General features: G+C 61.7%; 23 protein-coding genes and 1 pseudogene. 11 read left to right on the top strand and 13 right to left on the bottom strand.

The annotated features are described in order from the left end of the window. Nucleotides 1-66: 66 nt before the first annotated feature. The 3 genes from IT763_RS02595 (at nucleotide 67) to IT763_RS02585 (ending at nucleotide 3263) form a co-directional block, all read left to right on the top strand. Nucleotides 67-1254, top strand: a complete 1188-nt coding sequence (locus tag IT763_RS02595; protein WP_164052240.1) for an MFS transporter — start codon at nucleotides 67-69, stop codon at nucleotides 1252-1254. Continuing rightward, the gene (locus IT763_RS02590; protein WP_016929203.1) at nucleotides 1251-2363 is read left to right on the top strand and encodes a class II histone deacetylase; all 1113 of its coding nucleotides are present in this window, start codon (nucleotides 1251-1253) and stop codon (nucleotides 2361-2363) included. The genes IT763_RS02595 and IT763_RS02590 overlap by 4 nt, the downstream gene beginning before the upstream one ends. A gap of 93 nt (nucleotides 2364-2456) precedes the next feature. Next, on the top strand, nucleotides 2457-3263 hold the full coding sequence (locus tag IT763_RS02585) for an alpha/beta fold hydrolase (RefSeq protein WP_206195151.1): 807 nt from the start codon (nucleotides 2457-2459) through the stop codon (nucleotides 3261-3263). Between the two features lie 38 nt (nucleotides 3264-3301). On the opposite strand, the gene IT763_RS02580 is transcribed toward IT763_RS02585, so the two are convergent. The 3 genes from IT763_RS02580 to IT763_RS02570 all read right to left on the bottom strand — a co-directional run bounded on the left by IT763_RS02580 (nucleotide 3302) and on the right by IT763_RS02570 (nucleotide 5966). Then, nucleotides 3302-3667 carry a cupin domain-containing protein gene (locus tag IT763_RS02580; RefSeq protein ID WP_004933207.1) on the bottom strand — a complete coding sequence of 122 codons (366 nt, stop codon included), beginning with the start codon at nucleotides 3665-3667 and terminating at the stop codon, nucleotides 3302-3304. Between the two features lie 18 nt (nucleotides 3668-3685). After that, nucleotides 3686-4987, bottom strand: coding sequence for an FAD-binding oxidoreductase (locus IT763_RS02575; RefSeq protein WP_079450053.1), 1302 nt, complete (start codon nucleotides 4985-4987; stop codon nucleotides 3686-3688). 220 nt (nucleotides 4988-5207) lie between these two features. Next, nucleotides 5208-5966 (bottom strand): helix-turn-helix transcriptional regulator, encoded by a 759-nt coding sequence (locus IT763_RS02570; RefSeq protein ID WP_016929207.1) that lies wholly within the window; start codon nucleotides 5964-5966, stop codon nucleotides 5208-5210. 229 nt (nucleotides 5967-6195) lie between these two features. Between IT763_RS02570 and IT763_RS02565 the strand changes: the two genes are divergently transcribed. Further along, nucleotides 6196-7323, top strand: a complete 1128-nt coding sequence (locus IT763_RS02565; protein WP_176063716.1) for an iron-containing alcohol dehydrogenase — start codon at nucleotides 6196-6198, stop codon at nucleotides 7321-7323. Nucleotides 7324-7581: 258 nt separating this feature from the next. On the opposite strand, the gene IT763_RS02560 is transcribed toward IT763_RS02565, so the two are convergent. Continuing rightward, nucleotides 7582-8511, bottom strand: a complete 930-nt coding sequence (locus tag IT763_RS02560) for a LysR family transcriptional regulator (protein WP_016929209.1) — start codon at nucleotides 8509-8511, stop codon at nucleotides 7582-7584. 135 nt (nucleotides 8512-8646) lie between these two features. On the opposite strand from IT763_RS02560, the gene IT763_RS02555 reads away from it, so the two are divergent. The 4 genes from IT763_RS02555 (at nucleotide 8647) to IT763_RS02540 (ending at nucleotide 14138) form a co-directional block, all read left to right on the top strand. Further along, entirely contained in the window at nucleotides 8647-9987 is a 1341-nt protein-coding gene (locus IT763_RS02555) for an aspartate aminotransferase family protein (protein ID WP_206195150.1), read from the top strand. Between the two features lie 10 nt (nucleotides 9988-9997). Then, the gene (locus IT763_RS02550; protein WP_048795368.1) at nucleotides 9998-11506 is read left to right on the top strand and encodes a CoA-acylating methylmalonate-semialdehyde dehydrogenase; all 1509 of its coding nucleotides are present in this window, start codon (nucleotides 9998-10000) and stop codon (nucleotides 11504-11506) included. A 143-nt stretch (nucleotides 11507-11649) separates the two neighbouring features. Continuing rightward, complete coding sequence (locus IT763_RS02545; protein ID WP_206195149.1) at nucleotides 11650-13026, top strand: APC family permease; 1377 nt, start codon at nucleotides 11650-11652, stop codon at nucleotides 13024-13026. Nucleotides 13027-13028: 2 nt separating this feature from the next. Then, complete coding sequence (locus tag IT763_RS02540) at nucleotides 13029-14138, top strand: P1 family peptidase (RefSeq protein WP_206195148.1); 1110 nt, start codon at nucleotides 13029-13031, stop codon at nucleotides 14136-14138. A 38-nt stretch (nucleotides 14139-14176) separates the two neighbouring features. Here the strand turns inward: IT763_RS02540 and IT763_RS02535 are convergent, their stop codons facing one another. Genes IT763_RS02535 through IT763_RS02515 form a run of 5 tightly spaced genes read right to left on the bottom strand, consistent with a single transcriptional unit; the run spans nucleotide 14177 to nucleotide 19546 of the window. Next, nucleotides 14177-15427 (bottom strand): phospholipase D-like domain-containing protein, encoded by a 1251-nt coding sequence (locus tag IT763_RS02535; RefSeq protein WP_206195147.1) that lies wholly within the window; start codon nucleotides 15425-15427, stop codon nucleotides 14177-14179. Then, nucleotides 15420-16070, bottom strand: a complete 651-nt coding sequence (locus IT763_RS02530) for a MotA/TolQ/ExbB proton channel family protein (RefSeq protein WP_016929215.1) — start codon at nucleotides 16068-16070, stop codon at nucleotides 15420-15422. Before IT763_RS02530 ends, IT763_RS02535 begins: the two co-directional genes overlap by 8 nt. Before the next feature lie 46 nt (nucleotides 16071-16116). Then, complete coding sequence (locus IT763_RS02525; RefSeq protein WP_016929216.1) at nucleotides 16117-18351, bottom strand: TonB-dependent receptor; 2235 nt, start codon at nucleotides 18349-18351, stop codon at nucleotides 16117-16119. Nucleotides 18352-18390: 39 nt separating this feature from the next. Beyond that, a complete protein-coding gene (locus IT763_RS02520; RefSeq protein WP_049300761.1) occupies nucleotides 18391-19137 on the bottom strand; it encodes an energy transducer TonB in 747 nt (248 codons plus the stop codon). A 1-nt stretch (nucleotide 19138) separates the two neighbouring features. Continuing rightward, complete coding sequence (locus tag IT763_RS02515) at nucleotides 19139-19546, bottom strand: biopolymer transporter ExbD (RefSeq protein WP_004933244.1); 408 nt, start codon at nucleotides 19544-19546, stop codon at nucleotides 19139-19141. A 653-nt stretch (nucleotides 19547-20199) separates the two neighbouring features. Here IT763_RS02515 and IT763_RS02510 point away from each other — a divergent pair. Both IT763_RS02510 and IT763_RS02505 read left to right on the top strand, forming a co-directional pair. Further along, entirely contained in the window at nucleotides 20200-21219 is a 1020-nt protein-coding gene (locus tag IT763_RS02510) for a hypothetical protein (protein WP_049300762.1), read from the top strand. Nucleotides 21220-21231: 12 nt separating this feature from the next. Continuing rightward, complete coding sequence (locus IT763_RS02505) at nucleotides 21232-21528, top strand: hypothetical protein (protein WP_016929218.1); 297 nt, start codon at nucleotides 21232-21234, stop codon at nucleotides 21526-21528. A 249-nt stretch (nucleotides 21529-21777) separates the two neighbouring features. Here the strand turns inward: IT763_RS02505 and IT763_RS02500 are convergent. The 3 genes and pseudogenes from IT763_RS02500 to IT763_RS02490 form a co-directional block, all read right to left on the bottom strand. Beyond that, a pseudogene (locus tag IT763_RS02500) lies at nucleotides 21778-22695 on the bottom strand (L,D-transpeptidase family protein); the annotation flags it as partial. Nucleotides 22696-22924: 229 nt separating this feature from the next. Then, the gene (locus IT763_RS02495; RefSeq protein ID WP_206195146.1) at nucleotides 22925-23800 is read right to left on the bottom strand and encodes a helix-turn-helix domain-containing protein; all 876 of its coding nucleotides are present in this window, start codon (nucleotides 23798-23800) and stop codon (nucleotides 22925-22927) included. A 13-nt stretch (nucleotides 23801-23813) separates the two neighbouring features. Next, entirely contained in the window at nucleotides 23814-24191 is a 378-nt protein-coding gene (locus IT763_RS02490) for a hypothetical protein (RefSeq protein ID WP_206195145.1), read from the bottom strand. A gap of 120 nt (nucleotides 24192-24311) precedes the next feature. Between IT763_RS02490 and IT763_RS02485 the strand changes: the two genes are divergently transcribed. Then, nucleotides 24312-25133: a helix-turn-helix transcriptional regulator gene (locus tag IT763_RS02485; protein WP_206195144.1), complete on the top strand. Its 822-nt coding sequence runs from the start codon at nucleotides 24312-24314 to the stop codon at nucleotides 25131-25133. A gap of 38 nt (nucleotides 25134-25171) precedes the next feature. Here the strand turns inward: IT763_RS02485 and IT763_RS02480 are convergent, their stop codons facing one another. Continuing rightward, nucleotides 25172-26308 carry a porin gene (locus IT763_RS02480; RefSeq protein ID WP_004933268.1) on the bottom strand — a complete coding sequence of 379 codons (1137 nt, stop codon included), beginning with the start codon at nucleotides 26306-26308 and terminating at the stop codon, nucleotides 25172-25174. Nucleotides 26309-26370 lie beyond the last annotated feature (62 nt).

Below are 26370 nucleotides of genomic sequence, written 5' to 3'. Positions count from 1 at the left end.
CCCCCTGCCCGCAATCGGGCCGAGCGGGATATTTCATCGTCACTTAACGCTTGGGGAATAAGGTTTATGTCCAGTGATTCGGTTTCCGCGCCCACCGTCGGCGCGGCGCTCCCCTGCCCGCCGCGGCTGCTGACCGCCATTATCGTCTTCGCCGCCATCGCGCCGGGCATTCTGATGACCGCCCCCGCCGTGGCCGCCCAGCTCGCCGCGCAGTGGCAGCTCGGTCCGGCGCAGATTGGCCACCTGTTCTCCACCGAACTCGGTGCCATGAGCCTGGCCACGCTGCCGGCGTGGTGGTGGATCGGGCGCATCAACTGGCGGCGGGTCGCTACGCTGTCGGCGCTGGTGTTTATCGCCGGCAACCTGGCTTCGGCGCTGGTGCAGGATTTCACCCTGCTGCTGCCGCTGCGCTTTATCGCCTCGCTGGCGGGCGGTACCCTGATGATCCTGTGCATCACCTGCGCCGCCGGCACCGCCAATCCCAGCCGCGTCTATGCCTTCTGGGTGCTCGGCCAGCTGGTGCTGGGCGCGGTCGGGCTGCTGGTGCTGCCGCCGCTATTCGCGCACTTCGGCCTGATGGCGGTCTACCTGATTTTGGCGGCCATCATGCTGTGCTGCCTGCCGCTCATCCCGGCGTTCCCCAACGGTTTCACCGCCGCCCGCGCCGCCCGCAGCGGCCCCGCCGCCTCGCTGGCGCGCAAGCTGTGCGCCGTGCTGGCGGTGCTGACCTTTTACATCAGCCTGAGCGCGGTCTGGACCTTTATCGGCGGCATCGCCGCCGGCGCCGGGCTGTCGCCGGCTCACAGCGGCCAGGTGCTGGCCGTCGCCACCTTGCTCGGCATCGTCGGCGCCAGCGCCGCGGCGCTGATCGGCGCGCGCTTCGGCGGCGGGCGCCTGATCGTGCTGGGGTACGTCCTGCTGCTGGGCAGCGTGGCGCTGCTGACGGGCCAACCCTTGCTACTGCGCTTCGCCCTGGCCGCTCTGCTGTTCAAATTCACCTGGACCTTCGTGCTGCCGTTCATTCTGGCGCGGGTCGCCGGGCTGGATAACGACGGCAAGCTGATGAACGGCATCAACCTGGTGATCGGCGGCGGCATGGCCATCGGCCCGACGCTGGCCGGCTCTCTGATCGAATCTTCCGGCGGTTTCAACGCCTTGCTGCTCGGCGCGCTGGGCTGCGCGCTGCTGTCGCTGCTGTTGATTTCGCTGGCTTCACCGCGCGCACCGCGCCGTATAACAGGAGGAGAAAGGTGAAAAGAACAACCGGTTTCTTGTTTGATGAACGCTGTTTCTGGCACAGCACCGGCCTGCACGCCACCACCCTGCCGGTCGGCGGCTGGGTGCAACCGCCCTCGGGCGCCGGCCATGCCGAGTCGCCGGAAACCAAACGGCGCATGAAGAACCTGATGGACGTATCCGGCCTGTCGCGCCGGCTCACCCTGCTGAGCGCTGAACCGGCGACGGAAGAAGATCTGCTGCGCATCCACCCCGCCCACTACCTGCAGCGCTTCAAACAGGTGAGCGACAGCGGCGGCGGCCTGCTGGGGGAGGAAGCGCCGCTGGGGCCGGGCAGCTATGAAATCGCCAAACTCTCCGCCGGCCTGGCCTGTGCGGCGGTGGAGGCGGTGCTGCAGGGCGAACTGGATAATGCCTATGCGCTGTCGCGCCCGCCGGGCCACCACTGCCTGCCGGATCAATCGATGGGCTTCTGCTTCCTGGCCAATATTCCCATCGCCATCGAGCGCGCCAAGGCCCGTTACGGCCTCGGAAAAGTGGCGGTGCTCGACTGGGACGTGCACCACGGCAACGGCACCCAGCACATCTATTGGCAGCGCGGCGATGTGCTGACGCTGTCGCTGCATCAGGACGGCTGCTTCCCGGCGGGCTATTCCGGCGAGCAGGATCGCGGTGAAGGCGACGGGGCGGGCTGCAACGTTAACGTGCCGATGCTGGCCGGCGCCGGCGACGACGGCTACCTGCACGCCATGCGGCGCATCATCATCCCGGCGCTGGAAAAATTCGAGCCGGAGCTGATCATCGTCGCCTGCGGCTACGACGCCAACGCCCTCGATCCGCTGGCGCGCATGCAGCTGCACAGCGACAGCTTCCGCGCCATGACCGCGCTGGTGCAGGACGCCGCCGACCGGCTGTGCGGCGGCAAGCTGGTGATGGTGCACGAAGGCGGCTACGCCGAATCCTACGTGCCATTCTGCGGGCTGGCGGTAATGGAACAGCTGAGCGGCGTGCGCACTGAAGTGCAGGATCCGCTGCTGGCGTTCATCCAGCAGCAGCAGCCGCGCGACGCCTTCAACCGCTTCCAGCGCGAAGCGCTCGATGCGCTGGCGCGCCAGTTCGGCCTGTAATCCCCCTTTGCGGGCGCCGCACCCGGCGCCCCTGACAACCTCGCCGCCAGCCGCTACGCTGAAGGGCAACCCTACCACCATGAGAACAATAACATGTCCGAACAAACCGTCAGCTTTATCAAAGGCCGCCACGGCGACATCGCCTTGCACGACTGGGGAAACGACAAGCCGCGCTATCTGGCGCTGCTGATACACGGCTACGGCGAGCACCTCGGCCGCTATCAATACGTGGCGCGCACGCTGCAGGCGCAGGGCGCGCGGGTGTTCGGCCCCGACCACCTCGGCCACGGCCTGTCGCAGGGCGAACGCGTGCTGATCGAGGATTATGACGCCGTGGTCGACGACGTGCAGCGCGTGGTCAGCCATTTCCGGCAGCAATACCCCACCTTGCCGCTGGTGGCGATCGGCCACTCGATGGGCGGCATGATCGCCACCCGCTACGTGCAGCGCCATGGCGAGGAAGTGCGCGCGCTGGTGCTGTCCGGCCCGCTGCTCGGCGACAGAACGGCGATCTCCGATCTGGCCGAACTGCCGACGATCCCCGACGCGCCGCTGGATACCGCCACCCTGGCGCGCGATCCGGCGGTCGGCACAGCGTATCAGGAAGATCCGCTGGTGTGGCACGGGCCGTTCAAGCGCCCCACCCTGCGCGCCATGCAGCGGATCCTCGCCGCCATCAACGCCGGACCGGGGTTCGGCGCGCTGCCCACGCTATGGATCCACGGCGACGACGATCGGTTAGTGCTGATGAGCGAAACGCAAACCGCGCTCGATCGTCTGCAGGGCGACGATTTCGAACGGATGATCAATGCGGGCGGGCGGCACGAGAGCTTTAACGAAACCAATAAGGATCAGATCCTCAAGCGGGTGACCGATTTTATTGCGCGGGCGTTAGGCTAAGGCGTTCCCCCTCAGCAGGCTGAGGGGGCACGACGGCGTCAGCCTTCGACGATGGCGAGGTAGTGTTTGACGAAGCGATCCGAGGTGATGTCCCAACGCACCGGGGTGCCCTTCTCGACGAACCAGGAGTCGCCGGCCTGATAGTGTACCGACTCGCCGGTGCGTTCGTTGGTCAGAGTGGCGCTGCCTTCCCACACCGTGGCGTGCTCGGCGAACGGGTACTCCATCACGAAGCTGCCGCGGGTGCAGCTGAATACGCCGCAGTTCAGGTTGTCGGTTGGTTCGCCGAAGATGCTGGCCACGCCGACGTTTGGCGTGCCGGCGATCACCGTGGCGCCCAGGTTGCTGACGCTGCCGATCTCCAGCAGTTCCGGCAGCGGTTGTTTAAGCAGTAACGGTTTCATGTCATTCTCCTCTGAGGGTTAACGGCGGCCTTTCCAGTAGCCGGATGTCTGGTGCCAAACCTTACCGGCGGTGGTCATCACCCGCCGCAGCTTGTCCTTGCCGAAGATGTTGACGTGCGGGATCGAGCTCATCAGATCGTACCGATCGGATCCTTCGCTCATGCCCTCCGCCAGCACCTTGCACACGATGTGGCTCGGCGTCACGCCGAAGCCGGAGTAGCCCTGCACGTAAAACACGTTGTCGCGATCCGGCAGCGTGCCGATCTGCGGGAACAGGTTCGCGCTGCAGCACAGCGGGCCGCCCCAGGCCAGATCGATCTTCACGTCTTTCAGGTACGGGAACACCTTCAGCATCAGGTTGCGGTTCCAGGCCTTGAGATCCGACGGGAAATATTCGATCAGGCGGGTGGCGCTGCCGAACAGCAGCCGGTTTTCGTTGGTCACCCGGTAATAGTCGATCACCGGGCGGATGTCGCTGTAAGCGCCGCGGATCGGACTGATCTGGCGGATCAGTTCGTCAGACAGCGGCTCGGTGGCCAGCTGGAAGGCGTAGGTATTGATGGTCTTGCGGTAGATCTGCGGCTCCATGCCGTTGAGGAAGCCGTTGCAGGCCCACAGCATCTTGTTGGCGCGCACCGAGCCCATGGCGGTGCGCACCGTGATGCGCGGGCCATACTCGACGTCGAGCACGCTGCTGTTCTCGAAGATTTTCACTCCGTAGCCGCTCAGCGCCTTGGCCTCGCCCAGCAGCAGGTTGAGCGAATGCACGTGGCCGCCGCCCATGTGTTTCAGCGCGCAGGTGTAGGCGTCGGAACCCACCACCTGCTTGACCTCCGCCCCGGTGTAGAGCTCAATTTCCTCCTCCGGCGCCACCGCCCTGAACTCCTTCAGCCAGCCGCGCAGGGTCTTCTCCTGGCGCGCGTTGCTGCCGAGATAGCCGTAGCCGAAGCAGAAGTCGGCGTCGATGTCATATTTCTTGATGCGTTCGCGGATGATGCCGGCGCCGAGGTTGCTGATCTTGAAGATGGTTTCCAGCCCGGACGGGCCGACGTGGCGTTTGATCTTCTCCAGATCGTGGCCGATGCCGGCCATCACCTGGCCGCCGTTGCGCCCGGTGCCGCCGTAGCCCAGATAGCGGCCTTCGAGAATGGCGATGTTGGTGATGCCCTTCTCCGCCAGCTCCAGCGCGGTGTTGATGCCGGAGAAGCCGCCGCCGATGATCACCACGTCGACGTCCAGATCCTCTTCCAGCGTCGGGAAGCGCAGATCGTATTTTTTGGTCGCCGCGTAGTAGGTTAAGGACTCGATTTCGTTGTTCACTGCCGCACTCCCGATTGCCTATGCCATGACATCGGATTATCGGGAGCAGTGGGATCGTTCGCTATGTCCCCTTAGGGACATTCGTCCCCTTCATCTTTCAAACTACAGCGTTGTTGGCTGCTGACGTTCACCCCAGTCACTTACCTAAGTAAGCTCCTGGGGACTATCGTCCTGGCCGCCTAGCTGTAGCTTGAAAGCTATAGGGGATACATCGATACATTCACGCGCTGCGCCGCTGCGGGGCGGTCAGCAGCAGACTGAACAGTTCGGCCTGCGAGCCGATGTTCAGCTTGCCGTAGATGTTCTTGCGGTGATTTTTTACCGTGCCGAGGCTGATGAACAGCCGGTCGGCAATCTGCTGCGAACCGCAGCCGGCGAGGATCAGATCGACGATCTCGCGCTCGCGCGGCGTCAGCAGATAGCGCGCCTGCGCGCCGTCGCTGTTCACCGTCGCGGCCTCGGCCGGCGCCGCCACCACCTCACCGTGCAGCCGAGCCACGCTTTTCACCAGCGTCAACGCGCTGCGCAGATCCGCCCGTTGCGGGTAGCGCACCGCCACCGTGCGGCGCGCCGAGCCGAAGAACACCCCCAGCCCGCGCTCCGGCGTCAGCTGCAGCAGCACGCCGGCCTCGTCGTGCCAGCCGGTCTTGCGATAAAAATTGCGGTAATAGTCGCTGTGATAAAACCCGCAGGGCGCCAGCTGGCGCAGCGTGAGCACCTCACCTTCGCCGCCGTCGCTCAGCGCGCGGTAAAACGGATCCTGCAGGTAGGCGCCCTGTTGGTAGAGCTGGTTGACCGCGTCGCTGTTTTCCCGCTCGGTTTTGATCAGGCAATGCGGCGGCCGGCCGCGTTCGAAGGCATAGACGATGGCGTTGTCGAAGGCGAAGAACCCTTCCAGCCAATTCAACAGGCTGGGATAAAAGCGCGGGCTGGCCACCGCATCGATCACCGCAGACAAGCGTTCAACCTGAATTTCCATACCCGCCTCGCCATTATTAATACATTAACAATCTACCGATTCCGGATGGGGTCGGCCGCATGGCGGCCGGTACTGTTAAAAAAAGCATCCGCAGCGCCGAAATGCAAGAACGCGATCGTTTACATGTTAAACAACTCACCGGTTGCCGCGGCGGGGAAAGCGGTGGCCGCTCCGCGCCCGCTGGCTTATGCTGTGGCATCGCGACCTGCAACGCCGTCAAGGAGACCTCATGTCCGTCAGCCACATCATCGCCAACCGCCAGACCTGGTTCGGCCACGGCAGCATCCAACAGCTGTCGCCGCTGCTGCTTGCCGATCCGCAGCCGACGCTGCTGTTCAGCTGCCGATCTTTTCTCAACGGCCCGGTGTACGCCGGCCTGCGCGAATCGCTGGCGCCGCTGTTCATCGGCACCGAGATCGTCAGCCACGAGGCGTCGCCGCAGGAAATCGACGCCTGGGTGGCGCGCTGGCGCGGACAGGCGCGGCGCGTAGTGGCCATCGGCGGCGGCAGCGTGCTGGACGCCGCCAAGGCGTTCTCCGCGCTGGTGGAGCATCCGCTGCCAACGCTGCGCTATATGGAAAAGGTGGGCGACAGCAAAATCAGCGGCGCCACCCTGCCGCTGATCGCCATTCCCACCACCGCCGGCACCGGCAGCGAGGTGACGCAGAACGCGGTGATCACCGATACCCAGATCAGCAAGGTGAAAGCCTCGCTGCGCCATAACAACTTCGTGCCGCACACCGCCATTCTCGATCCGCAGCTGCTGGCGGGCGCCCCGGACAAGGTGCTGGCCTACTGCGCCATCGACGCCTTCACCCACCTGTTCGAGGCCTATCTGTCGAAAACCGCCGGCGCCATGACGCGCGACATGTCGCTGAGCGGCATCCGCCACTTCCTCGCCGCCTGGCCGGCGCTCAACCGCAGCGACGCGGCGCGCGAGGCGATCATGCAGGCTTCCTACCTCGGCGGGCTGACGCTGAGCGCCGCCGGGCTGGGGGTCATTCACGGCATCGCCGGCGAGATCGGCGCGCTGCGCGACTACCACCACGGCCAGGTCTGCGGCCGCCTGCTGCTGCCGTTCTTCGCCCTGCTGGAAAACAGCGAACAGCCGCAGCAGCGCGCGCTGATGGCCGAGCTGGCCGCGCGCCTGTACCCGCACTGGCAGGGCAGCCCGGAGAGCTATCTGACCGACTTCATCACCCGCCACGCCATCGCGCCGTTCTGGCAGGACGATTTGCCGATTTCCGGCCAGGAATTGGCGGTAGCGCTGGAGAAATCCAACAGCAAGAATTCCTGGCTCGACTATGCGCCGGCGCAGCGGCAACGGATGATCGAAGAGGCGTTTCGCGTCGAATGATGATATCTACCCTAAATAGTTGGAGCTGCATCCCGGCGGCAAGAGGCGGCTCGCCAGGAGCTTACTCAAGTAAGTGACTGGCGTACGCACTCGCAGCCAACACAGATGCAGTTTCAAGTATGACGGGTATAATCAGATCAACGCACTAGCAGGAGTAAGGAAATGGGCATCATCGGCTGGATCTTCGCCGGCATCGCGGTCGGCATCCTGGTCGGCGCGCTGATCAGAATCTTCGGCAAGAAGAAAGAACAGTAAGCGTCACGCTGTTCCGTGGGCCGCCAGCAGGCACTCATGGAACAGCTTCACCACCCGCTGCGGCACCGGCGAGCGGCGCAGCACGCTGGAGTATTCGCAGTGATAGCGGAACAGCGCCGGTTTGATCGCCCGCATCATATTCTGCGCCACGAAAAACGCCGCGTAGTGATCCGGCAAAAAGCCGACGTATTTGCCGGACAGGATCAGCGTGGCGATCGACTCCTGCGCAAACCCCGTCGCCTTGCGATGCAAATGTTGCTGCAGACTCAGTTCCATATTCGGCGAATGATAGCCTAATCCGGCGAAGGCATAATTGTGCAGCAGATCCCAATTTAATGTTTCATGGGGGCCGGAAAATAATTCATGCTGCGCGCCGCAATATAAGAACATCCTCTCACTGAATAACGAATGATAAGATAAACTTTCCGCGCTGCGGTGCATGGGAATAACGCCAACCTGAAATTGCCCGTCAATGACGCCGCGTTCAATGGTATTAATCGGCTCCACGTACATTTGCAAAGAAACCTCCGGCGCGCGCTCGCTGAATAATGCGATGGCCCGGCCGATCTGCGCCTGCGGATTGCTGACCGTATGGTCGAATATCGCCACGTGCAGCTGCCCGCCCATGCGCTGGTGCACCTCGTCCACCCCGCGCCGGAACGCCTCGGTGGCCGCCAGCAGGTTGACGGTTTCCTGGTAGATAATCAGCCCCTCGTCGGTGACCGCAAAGCCCTCGCGCCCGCGCTGGCACAGCGTCAGGCCCAACCGCTGCTCCAGATCCTTGATGTGCTTGCTGATGGTCGACAGGCTGATATTCAGCTCCAGTTCGGCGGCGCTCATGCCGCCGCAGTCGACCACGGCCTTGAATACCCGCAGCAAACGCAGATCCATATCCGACAATTGTCCCAGCAACGCGCGCTTTTTTACTTGCATAAAACCTTAAGTAAGTTTCGACATATGATTATTCACAGTAGAGAACAAGCGGTACATAGTCAATTTCGCACAACAATTCGTTAACAACTCATTTTATTTAATTAATCGCACTTATTTTCCTGCCCGGAGGAAAACATGGCCGCTGAAAATTATTCGCTTAATCGTCTCGATGCCGCAGGGTTAGAAGCCCATTGGATGCCTTTTACCGGCAACCGCAATTTTAAAGCGCAGCCGCGCATCATTACTCAGGCCGCAGGGGCGTATTACACCAGCCACGACGGCAGAAAGATTTTCGACGGCCTGTCCGGATTGTGGTGCTGCGGATTGGGGCACGGCCGGCAGGAAATCACCGAAGCCGCCCAGCGCCAACTGGCGACGCTGGATTACTCGCCGGCGTTTCAGTTCGGCCACCCGCTGTCGTTCGAGCTAGCCAACAAAATCAAAGCGATGACGCCGGCGGGGCTGGATTACGTGTTCTTCACCGGCTCCGGCTCGGAAGCGGCGGACACCTCGCTGAAAATGGCGCGCGCTTACTGGCGCGCCAAAGGCCAGGCGGGCAAAACCTGCTTTATAGGCCGGGAAAAGGGCTACCACGGCGTTAACTTCGGCGGTATCTCGGTCGGCGGCATCGCCGGCAACCGCAAGACGTTCGGCGCCGGCGCCGAGGCGGATCACCTGCCGCACACCCTGCTGGCCGGCAACGCCTTTTCGCGCGGCATGCCGCAACAGGGGGCGGAGCTGGCGGATGAGCTCAGCCGCATCATCGCGCTGCGCGACGCCTCGACGATCGCCGCGGTGATCGTCGAACCTTTCTCAGGCTCCGCCGGGGTGATCGTGCCGCCGGTCGGCTATCTGCAGCGCCTGCGCGAGATCTGCACCCAGCATGACATTCTGCTGATCTTCGACGAAGTGATCACCGCCTTCGGCCGCTGCGGCGCGATGACCGGCGCCGAGGCGTTCGGCGTCACGCCGGACATCATGAACATCGCCAAACAGGTGACCAACGGCGCGCAGCCGATGGGCGCGGTGGTGGTGCGGCCGGAGATCTACCGCACCTTCATGAACGGCGGCGAGCCGGACTACCAGCTCGAATTCCCGCACGGCTACACCTACTCCGCTCATCCGGTCAGCTGCGCGGTCGCGCTGGCGACGCTGGACATCCTGCAGCGCGAACAGATGGTGGAGCGCGTGCAGGCGCTGGCGCCCTATTTCGAGCGCGCGGTGCACAGTCTGCAGGGGGCCAAACACGTCGCCGACATTCGCAATATTGGTCTGGCGGCCGGCATCACGCTGGCGGCGCGGCCCGGTGAACCGGCGCGGCGCCCCTTCGAGGCGGCGATGCGCTGCTGGGAAAGCGGATTTTACGTGCGCTACGGCGGCGACACCCTGCAGCTGGCGCCGCCGTTCATCAGCAGCGAAGCGCAGATCGACGCGCTGATCAACGCCGTCGGCGACGCCCTCAACGCCACCGAATAAGGAGAGAATCATGACCATCACCCATTGGATCAACGGCGAGCCCGCCGCCGGCGGCGAACGCAGCCAGCCGGTTTACGACCCGGCCACCGGCCAATCGGCGCAGGAGGTGCAGCTGGCCGACCGTGCCACGGTGGAGCGCGCCATCGCCGCCGCCGAACAGGCCTATCCCGCCTGGCGCGATACCCCGCCGCTGAAACGCGCGCGCATCATGATGAAGCTCAAGGATCTGCTGGAGCAACATGCCGACGCCGTCTGCCAATTGATCACCGCCGAGCACGGCAAAGTGCTCAGCGACGCCCTGGGCGAACTGCAGCGCGGCATCGAGAATATCGAATACGCCGGCTATGTGCCGGAACTGCTGAAAGGCGAACACAGCAAAGAGGCCGGCCCAGGCATCGACAGCTGGAGCGAGTTTCAGCCGCTGGGGGTGGTGGCGGGCATCACGCCGTTCAACTTCCCGGCGATGGTGCCGCTGTGGATGTGGCCGATGGCGGTCGCCTGCGGCAACACCTTCGTGCTGAAGCCTTCCGAGCGCGTCCCTTCCGCCGCGCTGTATATCGCGCGGCTGGCGGCGGAAGCCGGGCTGCCGCCGGGGGTGCTCAACGTGGTCAACGGCGATCGCGAAGCGGTGGAGACGCTGCTGCATGACGGACGCGTGAAGGCAATCAGCTTCGTCGGCTCAACGCCGGTGGCGGAGCACATCTATCACACCGGCTGCGGTCAGAACAAACGGGTGCAGGCGCTGGGCGGCGCCAAGAACCACGCGGTGGTGCTGCCGGACGCCGATATCCCCGGCGCGGTCGGCGCGCTGATGGGCGCGGCGTTCGGCTCCTGCGGCCAGCGCTGCATGGCCATCCCGCTGGTGGTCGCGGTGGGCGACGGCACCGCCGACGCGCTGATCGCCGGGCTGCGGCAACAGATGGCCGCCATGCGCGTCGGCCCCGGCAGCGACAATCGCAACGACATGGGGCCGCTGGTGACCCAACAGCATTATCAGAAGGTGAAAGGCTATATCGAGCAGGGCGTGGCCGAAGGCGCCGAGCTGCTGGTGGACGGCCGCGAGCTGAGCGTGACCGGCGACGACGGCCGCCCCAGCCAGGGGTATTTCCTCGGCCCGACGCTGTTCGATCGCGTGACGCCGGGCATGCGCATCTATCAGGAAGAGATCTTCGGCCCGGTGCTCGGCGTGGTGCGCGCGGCGTCGCTGCAGGAGGCGATGACCTTGATCGACGCCCACGAATACGGCAACGGCACCTGCCTGTTCACCCGCGACGGCGAAGCGGCGCGTTACTTCTCCAGCCGCATTCAGGTCGGCATGGTGGGGATCAACGTGGCGCTGCCGGTGCCGGTGGCCTACCACTCGTTCGGCGGCTGGAAGCGCTCGCTGTTTGGCGATCTGCACGCCTACGGCCCGGACGCGGTCAGGTTCTACACCAAACGCAAGACCGTGACCCAGCGCTGGCCGGCCTCCGGCGACGCCCGGCTCGCCAGCTTCAGCTTCCCGTCGGGGCAGGGGTAATCCCAGCATAACGAAAAGTCCTTTCCGGGGAAGTTCGCTTCCCCGGTATTTCCACGCGCTCCATTTCATCTTTACGCAGGACAACAGAGTCGCCCTTCTGGCGGCAACAACAATTCACCCAAGCGTTAATGGAGTAGTTCCCAATGAAAGAGTCCGCCCCTGAACACACCTTCAAAGGCAATCTCAGCGTCCTCGACGTGGTGATGATCACCGCGTCCGGCGTGACGCCGGCCAGTTCGATCTTCGTCATCGCGCCGCTGGCGATCGCCAACGCCGGCAGCGGCGCCTTTCTGTCGTTTCTGATCGCCGCCTGCGTCGCCGCCGCCATCGCGCTGTGCTATGCCGAGCTCGGCGCCGCGCACCCCAGCGCCGGCGGCGAATACAGCATCATCAAGCGCCGGTTCGGCACCCTGTGCGGGTTGCAGACCTACCTGTTTATCCTCAGCGCCTCGCTGTTCGTGCCGGCGGTGCTGGCCACCGGCGCAGTGCCCTACCTGAATACCGCGCTGGGCACCCAATTCGACGCCTCCACCGCCGGCATGCTCACCGTGCTGGTCGGCGGTATCTGCGCCATTTTCAACATCAAGGCCAACGCCCTGCTGACCGGCGCCTTTCTGGTGGTCGAAGTGGCGGTGCTGGCGCTGATCGCCTGGCTCGGTTTCAGCCATCCGCATCAAAGCGCGGAGATCCTCACCGCGCCGGTGATGCTGGACGCGCAAGGCAGCCTGGCGCCGGTATCGCTGCCGCTGATCGTCGCCATGGTCGGGGTCGCGCTGTTCTCCTACAACGGCTACGGCGCGGCGGTGTACATGGCGGAAGACATGCGCGAACAGGGCAGGCCAATGGCGATCGCGATCATGCTGACGCTGGCCATCGTGGTGCTGGTGGAGCTGGTGCCGTTCACCGCCCTGCTGATCGGCTCGCCGTCGCTGACGGAGATGGCCAAACAGGCCGATCCGGTCGGCTATGTGGTCACCGAGCTCGGCGGCCCGACGCTGGCGCGGGTGGTGAGCGGCGCGATTTATCTGTCGGTATTCAACGCCATCATCGCCATCGTGGCGCAGTTCAGCCGCATGATGTTCGCCAGCGGACGCGACGGCTTCTGGCTGCCGGCGTTCAACCGGGCGCTGAAAATCATCCATCCGCGCTTCGGCACCCCCTGGATCGCCACCCTGCTGTTCGGCGTGCCCTCGGCGCTGCTGGCGTTTTGCTCCGATCTCGAATCGCTGACCTCGTTCACCGTGATCCTGCTGCTGCTGGTGTACATCATCATGGCGGTCGCGGCGCTGATCAGCCGCCGTCGCCGCCACTTCCCCCACCCGTATCTGATGCCGCTGTGGCCACTGCCGGTGGTGGTGGCGCTGCTGTGCTGCCTATACGTACTGTGGACGATTTTGATCGCCAGCAGCCTGAAAGACTTTATCATCATTGCCGGCATCATCGGCTTCGGGCTGGCGCTGAACCATCTGCGCGGCCGCCAGACGGCGCCCCTCGCCGCCCCCTCAATAGAAGGAGAATAACCATGACGCAGCGCGCTCAGGATCTGGGCATCATCATCGGCCAGGGCACGCCCGGCCCGCTGAACGCCATCACCGACGTGCCCGGCGTGCGCGTCGGCCATGCCAGCATTCATGCCGACTTGGCGGACGGGCGCAGCGTGCGCACCGGCGTGACGGTGATCGAACCGCGCCCCGGCTCCGCCCGCCACGCGCCCTGCTTCGCCGGCGTGCACGTCCTGAACGGCAACGGCGACGCCACCGGCCTGGAATGGGTGCGCGAAGCGGGCCTGCTGACCAGCCCAATCGCCTTCACCAATACCCACAGCGTGGGCGTGGTGCGCGATGCGCTGATCGCGCTGGAGCGTGAAGCGCTGCCCGCGAGCGACAACGCGGTGTACTGGAATATGCCGGTGGTGATGGAAACCTTCGATGGCCTGCTCAACGACATCAACGGCTTTCACGTCAAGGCTGAACACGTGCGCGAAGCGCAGCAGGCGGCCCGGAGCGGCTTGCCGCAGGAAGGCGCGGTCGGCGGCGGCAGCGGCATGATCTGCCATGAATTCAAAGGCGGCAGCGGCACCGCATCGCGCCGCTTGCCCGCCGATCAAGGCGGCTGGACGGTGGGCGCCATCGTGCAGGCCAACCACGGCAAGCGCGAGTCGCTGTTGGTGGGCGGCTACCCGGTGGGCCGCCACCTGGGGCATCTCCCCTCGCCGTTCACGCCGCAGTTGCCGCATCCCGGCATGGGCTCCATCGTGGTGGCGCTGGCGACCGACGCGCCGCTGCTGCCGCACCAGTGCGCGCGGCTGGCGCAGCGCGCCAGCATCGGCATCGCCCGCACCGGCGGCGGCACCGAGGATTCGAGCGGCGACATTTTCATCGCCTTCGCCACCGGCAACGACGGCCTGCCGCCCGCCGACTACGCCAATAAAGGCGATTTCACCACGCCGCTGCGCATGGTGAACAACGACTACATTTCGGCGCTGTTCGCCGCGGCGGCGGAAGCGGTGGAAGAAGCGATCGTCAATGCGTTGCTGGCGGCCAATACCGTCAGCGGCAACGGCCATCGGGCGGAAGGGTTGAGCGCCGAACAGCTGGTGATGGCGCTGGAGAAAGCCGGCTGGCGGCGGTAAAAAAACACAGGGCGCGGGGGTTAACCGCGCCCTGATTATCAGGATTCGCCGCCCGGCTTGGGCGTCGGGTAGTCGTAATCCAGCCGCAACGGTTCGGCGTAGACGCTGTTCCACAGCTGTTGGTACAGCTGGTCCAACCGCCCGCTCATCGCCGCGCTGTGCAGCACCAGCTCCAGATTGCGCGAGTTGTCCAGATAGCCGCCGGTCCAGTTGCTGGTGCCCACCCAGGCGATCTCATCATCAATGGTCATCAGCTTGCTGTGGATCACCCGGGCAAACGGGATGAAGCCGCTGCTGGCCGGCGGAATGGTCACCACCTTGATCTGCACGTTCGGCACCAGCGCCAGGCTCTTCAGCCAGGCGATATCCGGCTTTTTGGTGTTCCAGTTTGCCACCATCAGCTCGATCTGCACGCCGCGCGCCGCCGCGCTGCGCAGCGCGTTGTCGATCACCGCATAGAAGGGACGGCTGCGTTCCGGGCCGAACGACAGCGGCGCGTAGTCCATCACCTGCACCCGCACCCGCCGTTTGGCGTCGGCCAGCAGGCGCGGCAGCTCGGCCTGCGAGTCGATCACCCCTGCCGGATTGTAGGCGCGCGGGCTGGCCACCAGATAGTTGCCCTGCGGGGGCGCGGTCGGCGGCGAGTCGGGCAGCGCCGGCACCGGCTTATCCTGCGCCAGCAGCGCCTGCGCCCGCCAGTCCTGTACGAAGATCGCCTGGATCTGCCCCACCACCCTGGCGTCGCTGATGCGCAGCCCGGTTTCGTGAATGTGTTCCAGCGCGCGCCAGTCGAAGTTCTGGCTGCCGACGAACGCCTGCTCGCCGTCCACCAGCAGATACTTGGCGTGCAGGATGCCGCCGCTCAGCTTCTGGTAAGGAATGATGCGCAGCTCCAGATTGGGGATCGCCTTCAGCTGTTCCAGCGTTTCGGCGGTAGAAATGCGAAGGCCCTTCTCTTCGACCAAAAAGCGGATTTTCACCCCGCGCTCGCCGGCCGCCTTCAGGTGCTGCAGCACGCCGTCCAGCAGCGAACCGTCCTGATTCGCCACGTAGAACTGCCCCAGGTCGATGCGGGTTTTCGCCGCGTCGAACATCTCGCGCCACACCTCGGCGGTGTTGCGCAGGTCGTCGGCCTGCAGCGCGGTTTCCACCGGCGCGGTGTACACCAGCTCGTAACCGGGAATAGCAAAACGCGCCGCAGCGCTCTGGCTCAACATCAACAAACAACCGCTCCACAATGCCGTATAAAGGCGGCCTCTCGGCCGCCGTGCTGGATGGCCATTAGGCATAGCGCGGCGCTCCGCTGTCAACCCATTGTTCGCCGCTGCCGCTCTCCGGACGGCTGGCCGGTTGACCGGCGCGGATCAGCAGCACCTTCAGCAGTTCGTTGATGCGCTCCATGCGGCTCTGCAGAAAATTGTTGGCCACCAGGCACAGCAGCGCGATGGCGATGCCCAGCCCGGTGGCGTACAGCGCGGTGCCCATGCCGGCCGACACCAGACTCGGCTCGGACACCCCCGAGGCGGCCAGCGCCTTGAAGGTTTCGATGATCCCCATCACCGTGCCCAGCAGCCCCAGCAACGGCGCGGCGGTCACCACGGTTTCCAGCAGCCACAGGCCGCGCGCCATCGGCGGCTTGCTCAGCAGGTACTGGGCGTCGATCAGATCGCCGATCGCCTCGCGGTCGCCGGCGCGGTGTTTCTGCGCCAGCACCGGCGCGATCACCGCCATCGGCAGGCTGTTGCGCTGGGTCAGCGCGTCGGGCAAATCGGCGGCGCGGCGCACCTCCGGCGTCAGCGCCTGCTCCAGCCGGCGCGCCTGGCGCTGGGTATAGGCGAAGTACAGCGTGCGTTCGATGATGATCACCAGCGCAATCGCCAGCGCGGCGTACATCACGTAGAAAATAATGTCGTGCAACAGATTGGCGTCCATACAGGTTTCCTCTTCCCCGCCGCACGGCAGGCAGCGGGGTATTCAGTTAAAAGGTGGCTTCCAGCGAGACGCTGAAGGTGCGTTCTTCGCCGACGTTGTAATACGGCGTGCTGGCCTTCACACCGCCGTAGGGCGCCGCGTTGAAGGTGGTGGTGCGCACCGAGGTCAGGTATTCCTTGTCAAACAGGTTGCTGATGCCAAAGCGCAGCGCGGCGCTTTTGACGATTTTCTTGTCCACCGGCAGATGCACCCCCGCCGCCAGATCGAACACCGTGCGGCCGCCGATCTTCTCGTCGTTGGTCAGATCGCCGTAGAACGCGCTGACGTACTTGCCGCTGACGCTGCCGTAATACAGCCCGTCGTCATAACCCAACGTCATGTTCAGCAGGTTTTTCGGCACGTTCGGCACCTCTTTGCCGGAGGTCGGCAGCGGCTGCCCGCCATTGCTGACGATGTCGCTCTTCTGCTTCGATTGGGTATAGGTATAAGAGGTGTAGTAGTTGAAGTTATGCGGCAGTTGGCCGCTCCACTCCAGCTCCAGCCCTTTGTTCTCCACGTTGCCGATGTTCATCATCTCGTAGTCGCCGGCCGCGTTGGTGGTGGAGATTTGGCGATCGCTGTAGCGCATGTAGAACAGCGTGGCGCTCAGCAGCATGTCCTCTTGCTGGAAACGCCAGCCCAGCTCGTGGTTCCAGCTCAGTTCCGGCTTGGTGCTGAGCGAGTCGCCGACGTTGTACAGCACGTAGTTTGGCGGCGTGCGCATGTTGCGCGTCAGGTTGTAGAACACCTGGTTTTCCTGGTTCACCTTATAGCTGGCGCTGAAATTCGGCAGGAATTCGTGATAGGTGGCTTTGCGCTTCTCCGGCACGTTGTACAGGCTGCCGCGGTTGTCCCCTTTGCGCTCCACATACTGATAGGCCAGGCCGCCGACGAAGGTCCAGTCCGGCGTGGCGAACCAGGTGTCCTGCAGCCACACTTTCTGCGCCGGGGTGATGGTGTACTGGTTGCGTCCCTGCACGGTGTTGCCGTTGGCGTCCTTCACCTGATCGGAACCGCCAGGTTTCCCCCAAATCTGTGACGGGTTGCCGTCGCCCTTGATGCTGATGAACGGCTGAGTCTGCAACTGGCGCGCGCGCTCGTACCAATAACCGACGTCCAGGCTGTGCTGCTCGTTGATGTCCCACTTCAGCTTGGTGGTGATGCCCGGCCGCCAGGTTTGGGTCCACGACGGGCGGTAATAGGTGTTGGACTGCAGGTTGCTGAGGTCATACTGCCCGGCTCTGTCCGACGTGCTGGACAATACCGACGCCGTCTGGCCGTTGAAACTGCCGCCGTTGCCCCAGTAGTAATAGGGCTGCAGAGTCAGCGACAGGTTGTCGCGCAGCTGCAGTTTCTGGGTGAACGACAGCGTAAAGTTCTCGAACGGGTTGCGTTCAATCTTGTAATACTTGTTCAACTGCCCTTTGCTGTTGTACTCCGGCGAGGTGACATAATCGGTGTCACGACCGTCGTTTTGGAACTGCGCCTTGCTCAGGGTGTTGTAGTTGGTGTTGTTCTGGCGGTTGTACTTCATCACCAGATTGCTGCTGTTGCCGTTGCCGTCTTCATACAGCGAGTTCATCTCGAACTTGTCGGAGTACAGCCGCCCCTCGCCGCGCCATTTCTTCGCCTCGGTGTGCGAATAGGAGAGCCAGTTGCTGAAGCCGTTATACTCGCCGGTTTCCAGGCGGGCGAAGGTTTTGCTCAGGCTGTTGCTGCCCAGCGTCTGCTTGACGAAACCGCCGAAGTCTTTCGCCGGGCGGCGCGTCACCAGGCCGATGTTGCCGCCGCTGGAGCCGATGTGCGGGCCGTCCGCTTCGGAAGACCCCTGGGTGACGAACACCTCTTCCAGGTTCTCCGCATCGCCGAGCAGGTTCGGGTAGACCGCGTAGTTGCCGGAGTCATTGATCGGGATGCCGTCCATCGACAGGCCGATCTGATCCGAGTTCATGCCGCGCATGGTGTAGTCCACGCCGCTCAGGCCGCTGGCGTCGTTGCTGTTGACGTTCAAGCCCGGCGTGTATTTCAGTTTATCGATGGCGTTGGCCGCCGACGGCATTTTGTCCATCGCTTCTTTGGTGACGGTGGAGCGCGCCTTGGCGCTGTCATCCTGCACCATCATGCCGCCGCCGAGCGACTGCCCCTTGACGCTGATGGTGCCGACATCGGTGGCGTCGGCCGCCAGCGCGGCGCCCGGCAGCATCACCGCCAGATAGATCCCAGAACGATTAAACGATTTCATTGTGTGCATCCCATAAAAATCAAACGATTAACCCTTGCGCTAAGGCGCCTGATAATTGAACGTCGCGGTAAATCTTTTGGTTGTTTGCCCGGCGAACGCCTCGCTCGGGAACGGCTTCACTGAACTGATGCTTTGCAGGCTGCTCATCGCCGCGCGATTCAGCAGCATGCTGGCGGCTTTGTTGGCGATGCCGGAAGAGAGCACCCGCCCGCTGCGATCGACCTCCAACCACACCTCGACGTTGCCCTGCGGGCGCTCGAGCGAGGCCTGCCGCCCGCTCGGGTAGCGCTTGCGCTGTTCCAACTCACGGCGCAAGGCCAGCAGGTAGCCGTTTTCTATCGCCTGCGCGTTCACCTTCGACGCCGCGGGGGCGGCCGGTGCAGGCTGCGCCGCCGGTTTGCTGGCCAGCGCGCGCGGTACGGCAGGCGCCGGCGTCGGTTTGGGTTTCTCTACCGGTTTGGCTTTCTCTTTCACCGGTTTGGGTTTGGGCTTCGGCTGTGGCTTCGGCACCGGCTTGGCTTCCACGATCGGTTCCGGCGCCGGCACCACCGGTTCGGGGATCGGCTCCGGCTCGGGCGGCGGCGGTTCGGGCTGAGGTTCCGGCGGCGTTTCCGGTTGGGGTTCCGGCGCCGGTTCAGGTTCCACCAGCGCCAGTTCAATGGCGGTTTCGTCATAGCGCGGCTGGATCTTCAGCGCCGCCTGTTGGCTGGCGAACAGCAGGCAACCGGCGACAATCAGCGCCGGCAACCAGCTGAAAAGATGACGTGAGCGATAGAGCAGATACATGTCACAGCTTCCGTGTCGCGATGGAGACGGAGAAGAAGCCGCCCTGGCGCAGGTTGTCCATGACCGCCACCAGCCGCTCGACCGCCACGCCTTTATCGCTGTTGACGATGATGGTGGTGGTCTGGTTGGCCTGCTGCTGTTGTTTCAGCGTGTTGACCAACGCGTCGAGCGCGATCGGCTGGCCATCCAGCTGCAGCTGTTCGTCGGCCCCCAGCGTGATGATCGCTTTCTTCTGCGGTTTCAGCTGTTGCGCGCTGCCGGCGGACGGCAACTGCGTTTTCAGCCCGAGCGCCGGGATGACGTTCAGGCTGATCAAGACGAAAAACACCAATAAAAACATCATCACGTCGATCATCGGGATCAGTTCGATGTGCGCTTTGTTCTTTTTCGGTTCGTTCCAGTTACGCATGACACTCCCTCCAAAAGCGAAGCAGCCAATATAGGAGGGGTTTGTTTACCTTTTGTTACGCTTGTGTGATCTTATTTTCACAGTACGGATTTTTTGCGAGAATTTTTTCAATGGCAGGCGATAAGGGAGTAGATATAACTTATTAATTAGCGATAGTTTTTATTGGAATAATTGCAGAGTGACGTATAGACAAGGCTACCGGCATGCCGAAAATGTGAGAATAGTGACAATCAGGCCAACACAGCAGAATGCCACCACTTCAGGCAAAGGAGCCGTTACCCAATTATCCCATCAGCTTATCCTGCCAGCATCGCCACATCTGGAATAAAATATCGACAATAAAGATACCAGGACGATGAATGACACAATTTATTAGAACGCGCACAAGTCAGACATAAATCAACTGGAATAATGCAAGATAAGCAGTAGATTTAATAATAACACCATGAAAGCTTATCTTATCACGATAATGATTTGCAGACTATGAAGAAATAAAAATCACAATAACAACCTTGGAATACATCATTCTTATTAGCATTCCTTTGATGCGCGTTCCGTCTTTGAAGGTCAAAATTCCATTGCTATAACACTCGTCCTAAATGCCTTGAAAAATTGTTACTGTTAATAATTTAACGACCACAGCGAGAAAGGCCATGAAAACAAAAAAATCCATTTCCATGCTAGCCATCACATTATTGCTGGTTAGCTGCAGTTCCGGAAAACTCACTATCAACCATACTAAAGAAACAGTCACTGCCGGGCATGAAGCTATAGGCGAATCAAAAAAATATTTTGACGTATTGTTGGCGCTTCAACAAAAACGGGCCGTTGTTGTCTACGCGACTCAACCTAATTGCAAATTTAATACAGACGGAAAGATAACAGTAAGAATTAACGAGTCATCTGTACCTAATCCAAACTCACCTCTTTGCGCCACGCCTCAGGACTTCAAAAATAATAATGTTATGCTACTTAACCTTATGCCATTGGATCTACAGATGTTCCAGCCGGACCTGGACATTCTCTCTGCTTTCTCCAGCTATCTCTCCGCCCTGACGGTGTACACAGCGGATCCGACATACCCGGTGGGCGATCTTGTGGACAAGGCATTGACCAAAGCCGAATCGGTAAAATCGCTGGCTAACCTCACCGATAACCAAAAAAAGTCCGTCAGTAACCTGGCGGGGTTCTTGCAAAGGCTCGCTGAAGAGGAAAAAAACGGACGCGACATTGCCAAATTGATTAAACAAGAAGGAAAAAACCAGACTGATAATATGGAGTTGGTTAAGCAAGATATCCATCAGCTAAAGACGCAATATGATGACGTAATGAAACAGGACATTTTCAACTTCACCGTCGACAATTTTAACAAAAGAACGCCCAAATCCCCTCAACCCTCTGACATGGAAAAGTCCGCTGTCTATATCGATAACATTATCACGCTCAATAACCTGACGCAAAAAAGTATCAAAAACCCCACCGCGGCCGAACAGGCGATTGAGGCCTTCCAGCGGTACCATGAAGGGTTAATCTCGATTATCGATGACAACATTATCGATAAAAAAATAAAAGAAGAAAAACTAAAAATCCAACAGGAAAATTTAAAGGAGGCCTTAGGATATATAAAAGACTTTGTCAAAGACTTCACACCGCTTCTGGTAGCGGCTCTTTAAGAGGACAATATCATGGCGACTAAAGAACAAAAAGATGAGCTTGTTAATGCTCTGCATATTCTTAAAAAAGAATGCGACAACATGATCACCACGCCCAATGGGAACGTATTTGTCTATATCAGTTTGAAACTGTCTGCTTTCATCGGAAAAGTATACAGTATCGATCCTTCAATATTGAGCCCCCTTGTTATCAGCGATTTACTGTACTGGACAGAAGGTGCAATAGAAGCCCTTCAAAGCAGCAACACCTCTGATGATATTCCCGCATTGAATATTGTCGTTGGAAAGTTGTACTACCAATTTCCCTGACATTAACGAAGCCGCTTGCCAAGCAAGCGGCGAACCAGTACTGGGGGACAGGCGGCATACACTATACAGCGTGTCGTTGTTGACAGTCCTCCAGCCTGGTTTACCTAAAACGCCTCATGCGCACTAGCACTGGATATCCTGCCCCACCGCGCGTCTGCATAAGCCCATGCAACGTTCGCAGGCCAAACACCACAAAAAAAGACGCCCGCAGGCGTCTTCTTGGCATTGTCACTGAGCCCGAGGCGATCAGTTCACTTTCACCGGCATACCGGAACGGGCCTTGATCGCCGCGTCCACTTCGCTCTGGTTGACGCCGGCGTCCATCAGCACTTTGCCGACCGGCGCAGAGATGGTCAACGGCACCGGATCTTTCGATTGCAGCTGCTCTTCGTTGGCCGACAGCGGGTTGTGCACTTCCACGTAGCGCGAGCCGTCCGGTTCGACGGTGGCCTTCATCGGTTCGTTGATGAACTGCACGCGGGTGCCGACCGGCACGTTCTGGAACAGGTACTTGATGTCGTCGGCGCGCAGACGCACGCAGCCGTGGCTCACGCGCAGGCCGATGCCGAAGTTGGCGTTGGTGCCGTGGATGGCGTACAGACGGCCGACATACAGCGCATACAGCCCCATCGGGTTATCCGGGCCGGCCGGGAACACCGCAGGCAGGATCTCGCCGTCAGCCGCGTATTCGGCGCGCATCTTGGCGGTCGGCGTCCAGGTCGGGCCGTCTTTCTTGCGCTGCACGGTGGTGGTCCAGTTCAGCGGGGTGTCTTTACCCAGTTGGCCGATGCCGATCGGCAGCACCACCACGGTGTTGGAGCCTTTCGGGTAATAGTACAGACGCATTTCGGCGCTGTTGATGATGATGCCTTCACGCGGCGCGTCCGGCAGGATCAGCTGCTGCGGGATAGTTAGGGTGCTGCCGGCCTTCGGCAGGAACGGATCCACGCCCGGGTTGGCCTCCAGCATGTTGCTCAGCCCCATCTGATACTGGGCGGCGAAGCTCTCCAGCGGCAGTTTGCTGTCTTCCGGTACGGTGATTTGGATATTCTCGCCCACCAAACGGCTGTCTTTTGGCGGCAGCGGGTAAACGACGGCGAAGGCAGCCTGGCTGAATGCAACCAGTGCCGTAAACAGGGTTAATAACGCGCGAATGCTCATTTTCATCTTCGTGTTGGTCAAGGCCACTGGCGATTAGGGATATCGGTTTCTACGGCCACTTCGCCCCGATGAGTTTCAGCCGGCAGCCACTCGCTGCGGCCTGAAAAACAGGGGGATTGGACCGGATGCGCATTATATGTGCACATCAATCAAAGTGTGAACCATTACCGATGTAATATCGCAATTTTTTGTAACCTGACGCGCCACGAAGGCGATTTTTTGCGAGAACCGCCGCCTAGCTGGCGGCGGCCAACGCTTCCTCCCGCCGTATCGGGATCAGGTATTCACAGCGGATCGCCGCGCCGCCGAGCGGGCAACTGCCCTCCTTCGCCGGGTAGAAACGCTCGATATCCTGCCCCGGCCGGCGGATGGCGTTCATCTGCGGCATGGCGGTGTCATACAGCCGGACAATAAAGTTTTGTAACCCTTCCGCCTGTCCCTGGTAGGTGAAGCGGGCATACTCGCCCTGCTCGATAGTCACCCGCTCTCCCGGCGCCCCTTCGTCCGGCAGAGCGGCGGTGTAGGCCATGCGCGGGCTGCCCCGGCGGCGCCGGTCAACTTCCAGACTGGTAAGGCCGTATACTACCTCCGGCAGCGCCTGCGGCTGCAGCAACTGCCGCCAGGCGTGGCGGCGCAGCTCACACTTGGAGGCCGCCAGTTGCCCCAGGGTAAAACTGCGGCGCTGGGTATGGCCCACCAACTGCATGGCGGGCAGCGTCACGATATCGGCCTGCGGCAATGGCGCTTCGGTCAGGCGCAGCGGCGGCTGCAGGCCATAGCTCGACCAATCCTGGCTGCGACGATAGCTGGCCGGCGGCAGACCGAATTGCTTGCGGAAGCAACGGGTGAAGGTCTGCTGCGAATCGAACTGGTAAGTATCGGCGATGCAGGCCACGCTGGTGCCGGTCAGACGTAGTTCACGCGCGGCGGCGGTCAGCCTTCTGCGGCGCGCGTAGGTGCCGAGAATATGGCCGGTATGCTGCTTGAACATCCGCTGCAAATGCCATTTGGAGTAGCCGGACTTGGCGGCGATATCGTCCAGCGTCAGCGGCTGATCCAGGCTCTGTTCGATCCAGGCCAGCAGCTGTTCAATCACCTGTTGCTGGTGCATGGTGTTCTCCCCCTTATTTGATCAATAACGTCTGCGCCAATACCCGGCCTGCGGCTTCATTGGCGGCCACCAGCACCGGATAGCCCCAGAATTTGGCGCCGTATTCGGCGAATTCTTCCGCCGCCGCGCGTTTGGCGTCGTCCGGCTCCAGCATGATCATGCCTTTCACCCACCGCTTCAGCGCCTCGCGGTTATCGCGTTTCCACAGCGCCACCTGGGTGCGAGCATCGCGGTCATGTTCTTCTTCTTCATCGCCGACGCTGCGGTCGGTGATCAGAACAAAAGGTTCGGCGCGCGCCAGCAGCGCGCTGAATTCGGCCAGCTCGGCCTGGGTATCGCGCCCGTTTCGGCGCATCCACACCAGCGGAAAATCGTCGGTATCCAATGACATAATCAGTTTCCTCGCGAAAGGGTTTAGGACTGGCGCTTACTTTATCGGCACCGGCGCTAGACCGCATTGCGCAATCAGGACATAATACTTTTCAATTCCGCCAAATTGAGAACTATTCTCATGAAAGTACAGATCCCCCGCCACTGTCTGGATATCGATCAAGTGCCGCGCCCGCTGTTTGCCCTGCAGGGGTCGACCCTCGAACAGGATTGGGAAGTCGAGCCGCACCGCCACCGGAAGGCGCAACTGATCTACACCGTGCGCGGCATGATCCGCTGCGAAGTGGAAAACGGGCTGTGGCTGGTGCCGCCGCAGTGCGCGCTGTGGATGCCGGGCAACGTGTTGCACAACGCCCAGGGCGCCAGCTCCACCGAGGCCTACTGCCTGTTCGTCGATCAACATGCCGCCGCCGGCCTGCCGCAAAGCTGCTGCACGCTGTCGGTCTCGCCGCTGCTGCGCGAGCTGCTGCTGCAGGCCAGCACCTTCGAGCCGCTTTACGACGAACAGGGCGCCGAGGGGCGTCTGACGGCGGTATTGCTGGATCAGTTGGCGGCCGCGCCGATCGAGAATCTGCATCTGCCGGTGTCCGACGACGCGCGCATCCGGCAGTTGACCGAAGGCATGCTGAGCAGCCCGGCGGACAAATCCACCCTCGGACAGTGGGCGCAGCGCATCGGCATGAGCGAACGCTCCCTCAGCCGCACGCTGCAACAGCAGATGGGCATGAGCTTCGGCCACTGGCGGCGCCAGTTGCACGTGATGCTGGCGCTGCAGCGCTTGACGCAGGGCGAGAGCGTACAGACGGTGGCGCTGGATCTGGGCTACGAGAGCGCCAGCGGCTTCGTCACCATGTTCAGAAAGGCGGTGGGCAAACCGCCGGCGCGCTACCTGGCGGAGCGCAACGCCTCTGGAGAAACCCTGGGCGGCGCGATCACCATGTGAAAAAGCCGGCGCAGGCGCCGGCTTGGAGCAGGTGAAAATCAGAAATCGTAGAACACCGTTATCCAGGTGGAATCCGGCTCGTTGTCGCTGCTGTTGGCCAGCGTGCGCTCCACATACACCGACAGACCGTAACCGATGGTGGTGCCCGCGCCAAGATAGACGTGGTTGGCGTGATACGCCTCGTCTCCCTTCAGCCGCAGCGAGTCCGCCGCCACATAAGGCTGGACGGATTTGAGGAACGGCTTGTCGATATTGAAGGTATAACCGACGAAACCTTCCAGCCCGTAGCCGTCACCGGCGAAGAAGTGCGACAGCGTGCGCTGGCGGGTGCTCGGCACATAATCTTTGTAATAGCTGGCGGTGCCGACGATGTACCAGTTGTTCGGCTGCCAGGTCAACGCGGTGCCGGACAGCTGCTGGTGATAATCCTGTTCGTGGTACAGATTGTCTTTGATCTTCGCATCGGTATAACTGTAGGCCGCGCTGAAGGTGAAATCCTTCGTCACCTTGTAATCGAAGCCCAGCCCGCCACCGCCCTTGCGGCGGTAAATCAGGTTATCCGCGGTGTGCAGATCGTCTTCCGGCAATAAATAGTTGGCGTACAGCGTGACCGGCCCGAAATCATTGGTGTATTTGATGCTGTTTTTCGGTTTATTGCCGCCGTCATAGTCGCCGGAAATGCCGATGCCGGTGCCGCCCGCATGGCCATCGTTATCCCAGACGTCGCTTTTAATGCCGACCACCGAATAATAGATGCCGTATTGATGGCCATAGGTCAGGGTGCCGTAACGATCGTCCTTGAAACCGGCGTACAGTTGGCGCTGATAGTCGCGCTTGCCGTCTTCGTTATAATGCCCGTCCCAGCTGAGCGCGTGCGCCAGATCGACGCCCCACTCGTAATAGCCGATGATCGAAGTGTCCTGCGTCAGCGCATAATCGCCGCTGAAGCGAAAACGCGTGCCGCCGTCGTGGCCGTTTTTGTCATAGCCCGGCTCCGGGCCGTTATTGAAGATCCACTCGGGGCGAATGCTGCCGCCCACCTTTAAACTGAGCGGCGCCAGCAACACATTGCTCTGCGGGTTTTTATCCAGAATGGTGATCTCGGCCTGCGCGCCGGCGGAAATCGCCGACAGCAAGACACCGCCAATGAATATTGGCGTTGTATTTTTTCTCATTATTACCCCTGCCCGAAAAAATTATTGTTATAAACGCGGTGGTCTTAAGCCACGCAGAAATA

Source organism: Serratia sp. CMO1, assembly GCF_015689115.1.
Classification (GTDB): domain Bacteria; phylum Pseudomonadota; class Gammaproteobacteria; order Enterobacterales; family Enterobacteriaceae; genus Serratia; species Serratia marcescens.
Note: the sequence above shows the minus strand (reverse complement) of the source record. Positions and strands in the feature narration are given on the sequence as shown.

Excerpts from the sequence above, each read along its gene's own strand:
- IT763_RS02480 (WP_004933268.1), bottom strand. The coding sequence starts at position 26,308 with ATGAGAAAAAATACAACGCCAATATTCATTGGCGGTGTCTTGCTGTCG.
- IT763_RS02535 (WP_206195147.1), bottom strand. The coding sequence starts at position 15,427 with ATGCCTAATGGCCATCCAGCACGGCGGCCGAGAGGCCGCCTTTATACG.
- IT763_RS02490 (WP_206195145.1), bottom strand. The coding sequence starts at position 24,191 with ATGTCATTGGATACCGACGATTTTCCGCTGGTGTGGATGCGCCGAAAC.
- IT763_RS02545 (WP_206195149.1), top strand. The coding sequence starts at position 11,650 with ATGAAAGAGTCCGCCCCTGAACACACCTTCAAAGGCAATCTCAGCGTC.
- IT763_RS02505 (WP_016929218.1), top strand. The coding sequence starts at position 21,232 with ATGGCGACTAAAGAACAAAAAGATGAGCTTGTTAATGCTCTGCATATT.
- IT763_RS02595 (WP_164052240.1), top strand. The coding sequence starts at position 67 with ATGTCCAGTGATTCGGTTTCCGCGCCCACCGTCGGCGCGGCGCTCCCC.
- IT763_RS02495 (WP_206195146.1), bottom strand. The coding sequence starts at position 23,800 with ATGCACCAGCAACAGGTGATTGAACAGCTGCTGGCCTGGATCGAACAG.
- IT763_RS02525 (WP_016929216.1), bottom strand. The coding sequence starts at position 18,351 with ATGAAATCGTTTAATCGTTCTGGGATCTATCTGGCGGTGATGCTGCCG.
- IT763_RS02520 (WP_049300761.1), bottom strand. The coding sequence starts at position 19,137 with ATGTATCTGCTCTATCGCTCACGTCATCTTTTCAGCTGGTTGCCGGCG.
- IT763_RS02585 (WP_206195151.1), top strand. The coding sequence starts at position 2,457 with ATGTCCGAACAAACCGTCAGCTTTATCAAAGGCCGCCACGGCGACATC.
- IT763_RS02570 (WP_016929207.1), bottom strand. The coding sequence starts at position 5,966 with ATGGAAATTCAGGTTGAACGCTTGTCTGCGGTGATCGATGCGGTGGCC.
- IT763_RS02555 (WP_206195150.1), top strand. The coding sequence starts at position 8,647 with ATGGCCGCTGAAAATTATTCGCTTAATCGTCTCGATGCCGCAGGGTTA.
- IT763_RS02485 (WP_206195144.1), top strand. The coding sequence starts at position 24,312 with ATGAAAGTACAGATCCCCCGCCACTGTCTGGATATCGATCAAGTGCCG.
- IT763_RS02560 (WP_016929209.1), bottom strand. The coding sequence starts at position 8,511 with ATGCAAGTAAAAAAGCGCGCGTTGCTGGGACAATTGTCGGATATGGAT.
- IT763_RS02550 (WP_048795368.1), top strand. The coding sequence starts at position 9,998 with ATGACCATCACCCATTGGATCAACGGCGAGCCCGCCGCCGGCGGCGAA.
- IT763_RS02530 (WP_016929215.1), bottom strand. The coding sequence starts at position 16,070 with ATGGACGCCAATCTGTTGCACGACATTATTTTCTACGTGATGTACGCC.
- IT763_RS02580 (WP_004933207.1), bottom strand. The coding sequence starts at position 3,667 with ATGAAACCGTTACTGCTTAAACAACCGCTGCCGGAACTGCTGGAGATC.
- IT763_RS02510 (WP_049300762.1), top strand. The coding sequence starts at position 20,200 with ATGAAAACAAAAAAATCCATTTCCATGCTAGCCATCACATTATTGCTG.
- IT763_RS02515 (WP_004933244.1), bottom strand. The coding sequence starts at position 19,546 with ATGCGTAACTGGAACGAACCGAAAAAGAACAAAGCGCACATCGAACTG.
- IT763_RS02565 (WP_176063716.1), top strand. The coding sequence starts at position 6,196 with ATGTCCGTCAGCCACATCATCGCCAACCGCCAGACCTGGTTCGGCCAC.
- IT763_RS02540 (WP_206195148.1), top strand. The coding sequence starts at position 13,029 with ATGACGCAGCGCGCTCAGGATCTGGGCATCATCATCGGCCAGGGCACG.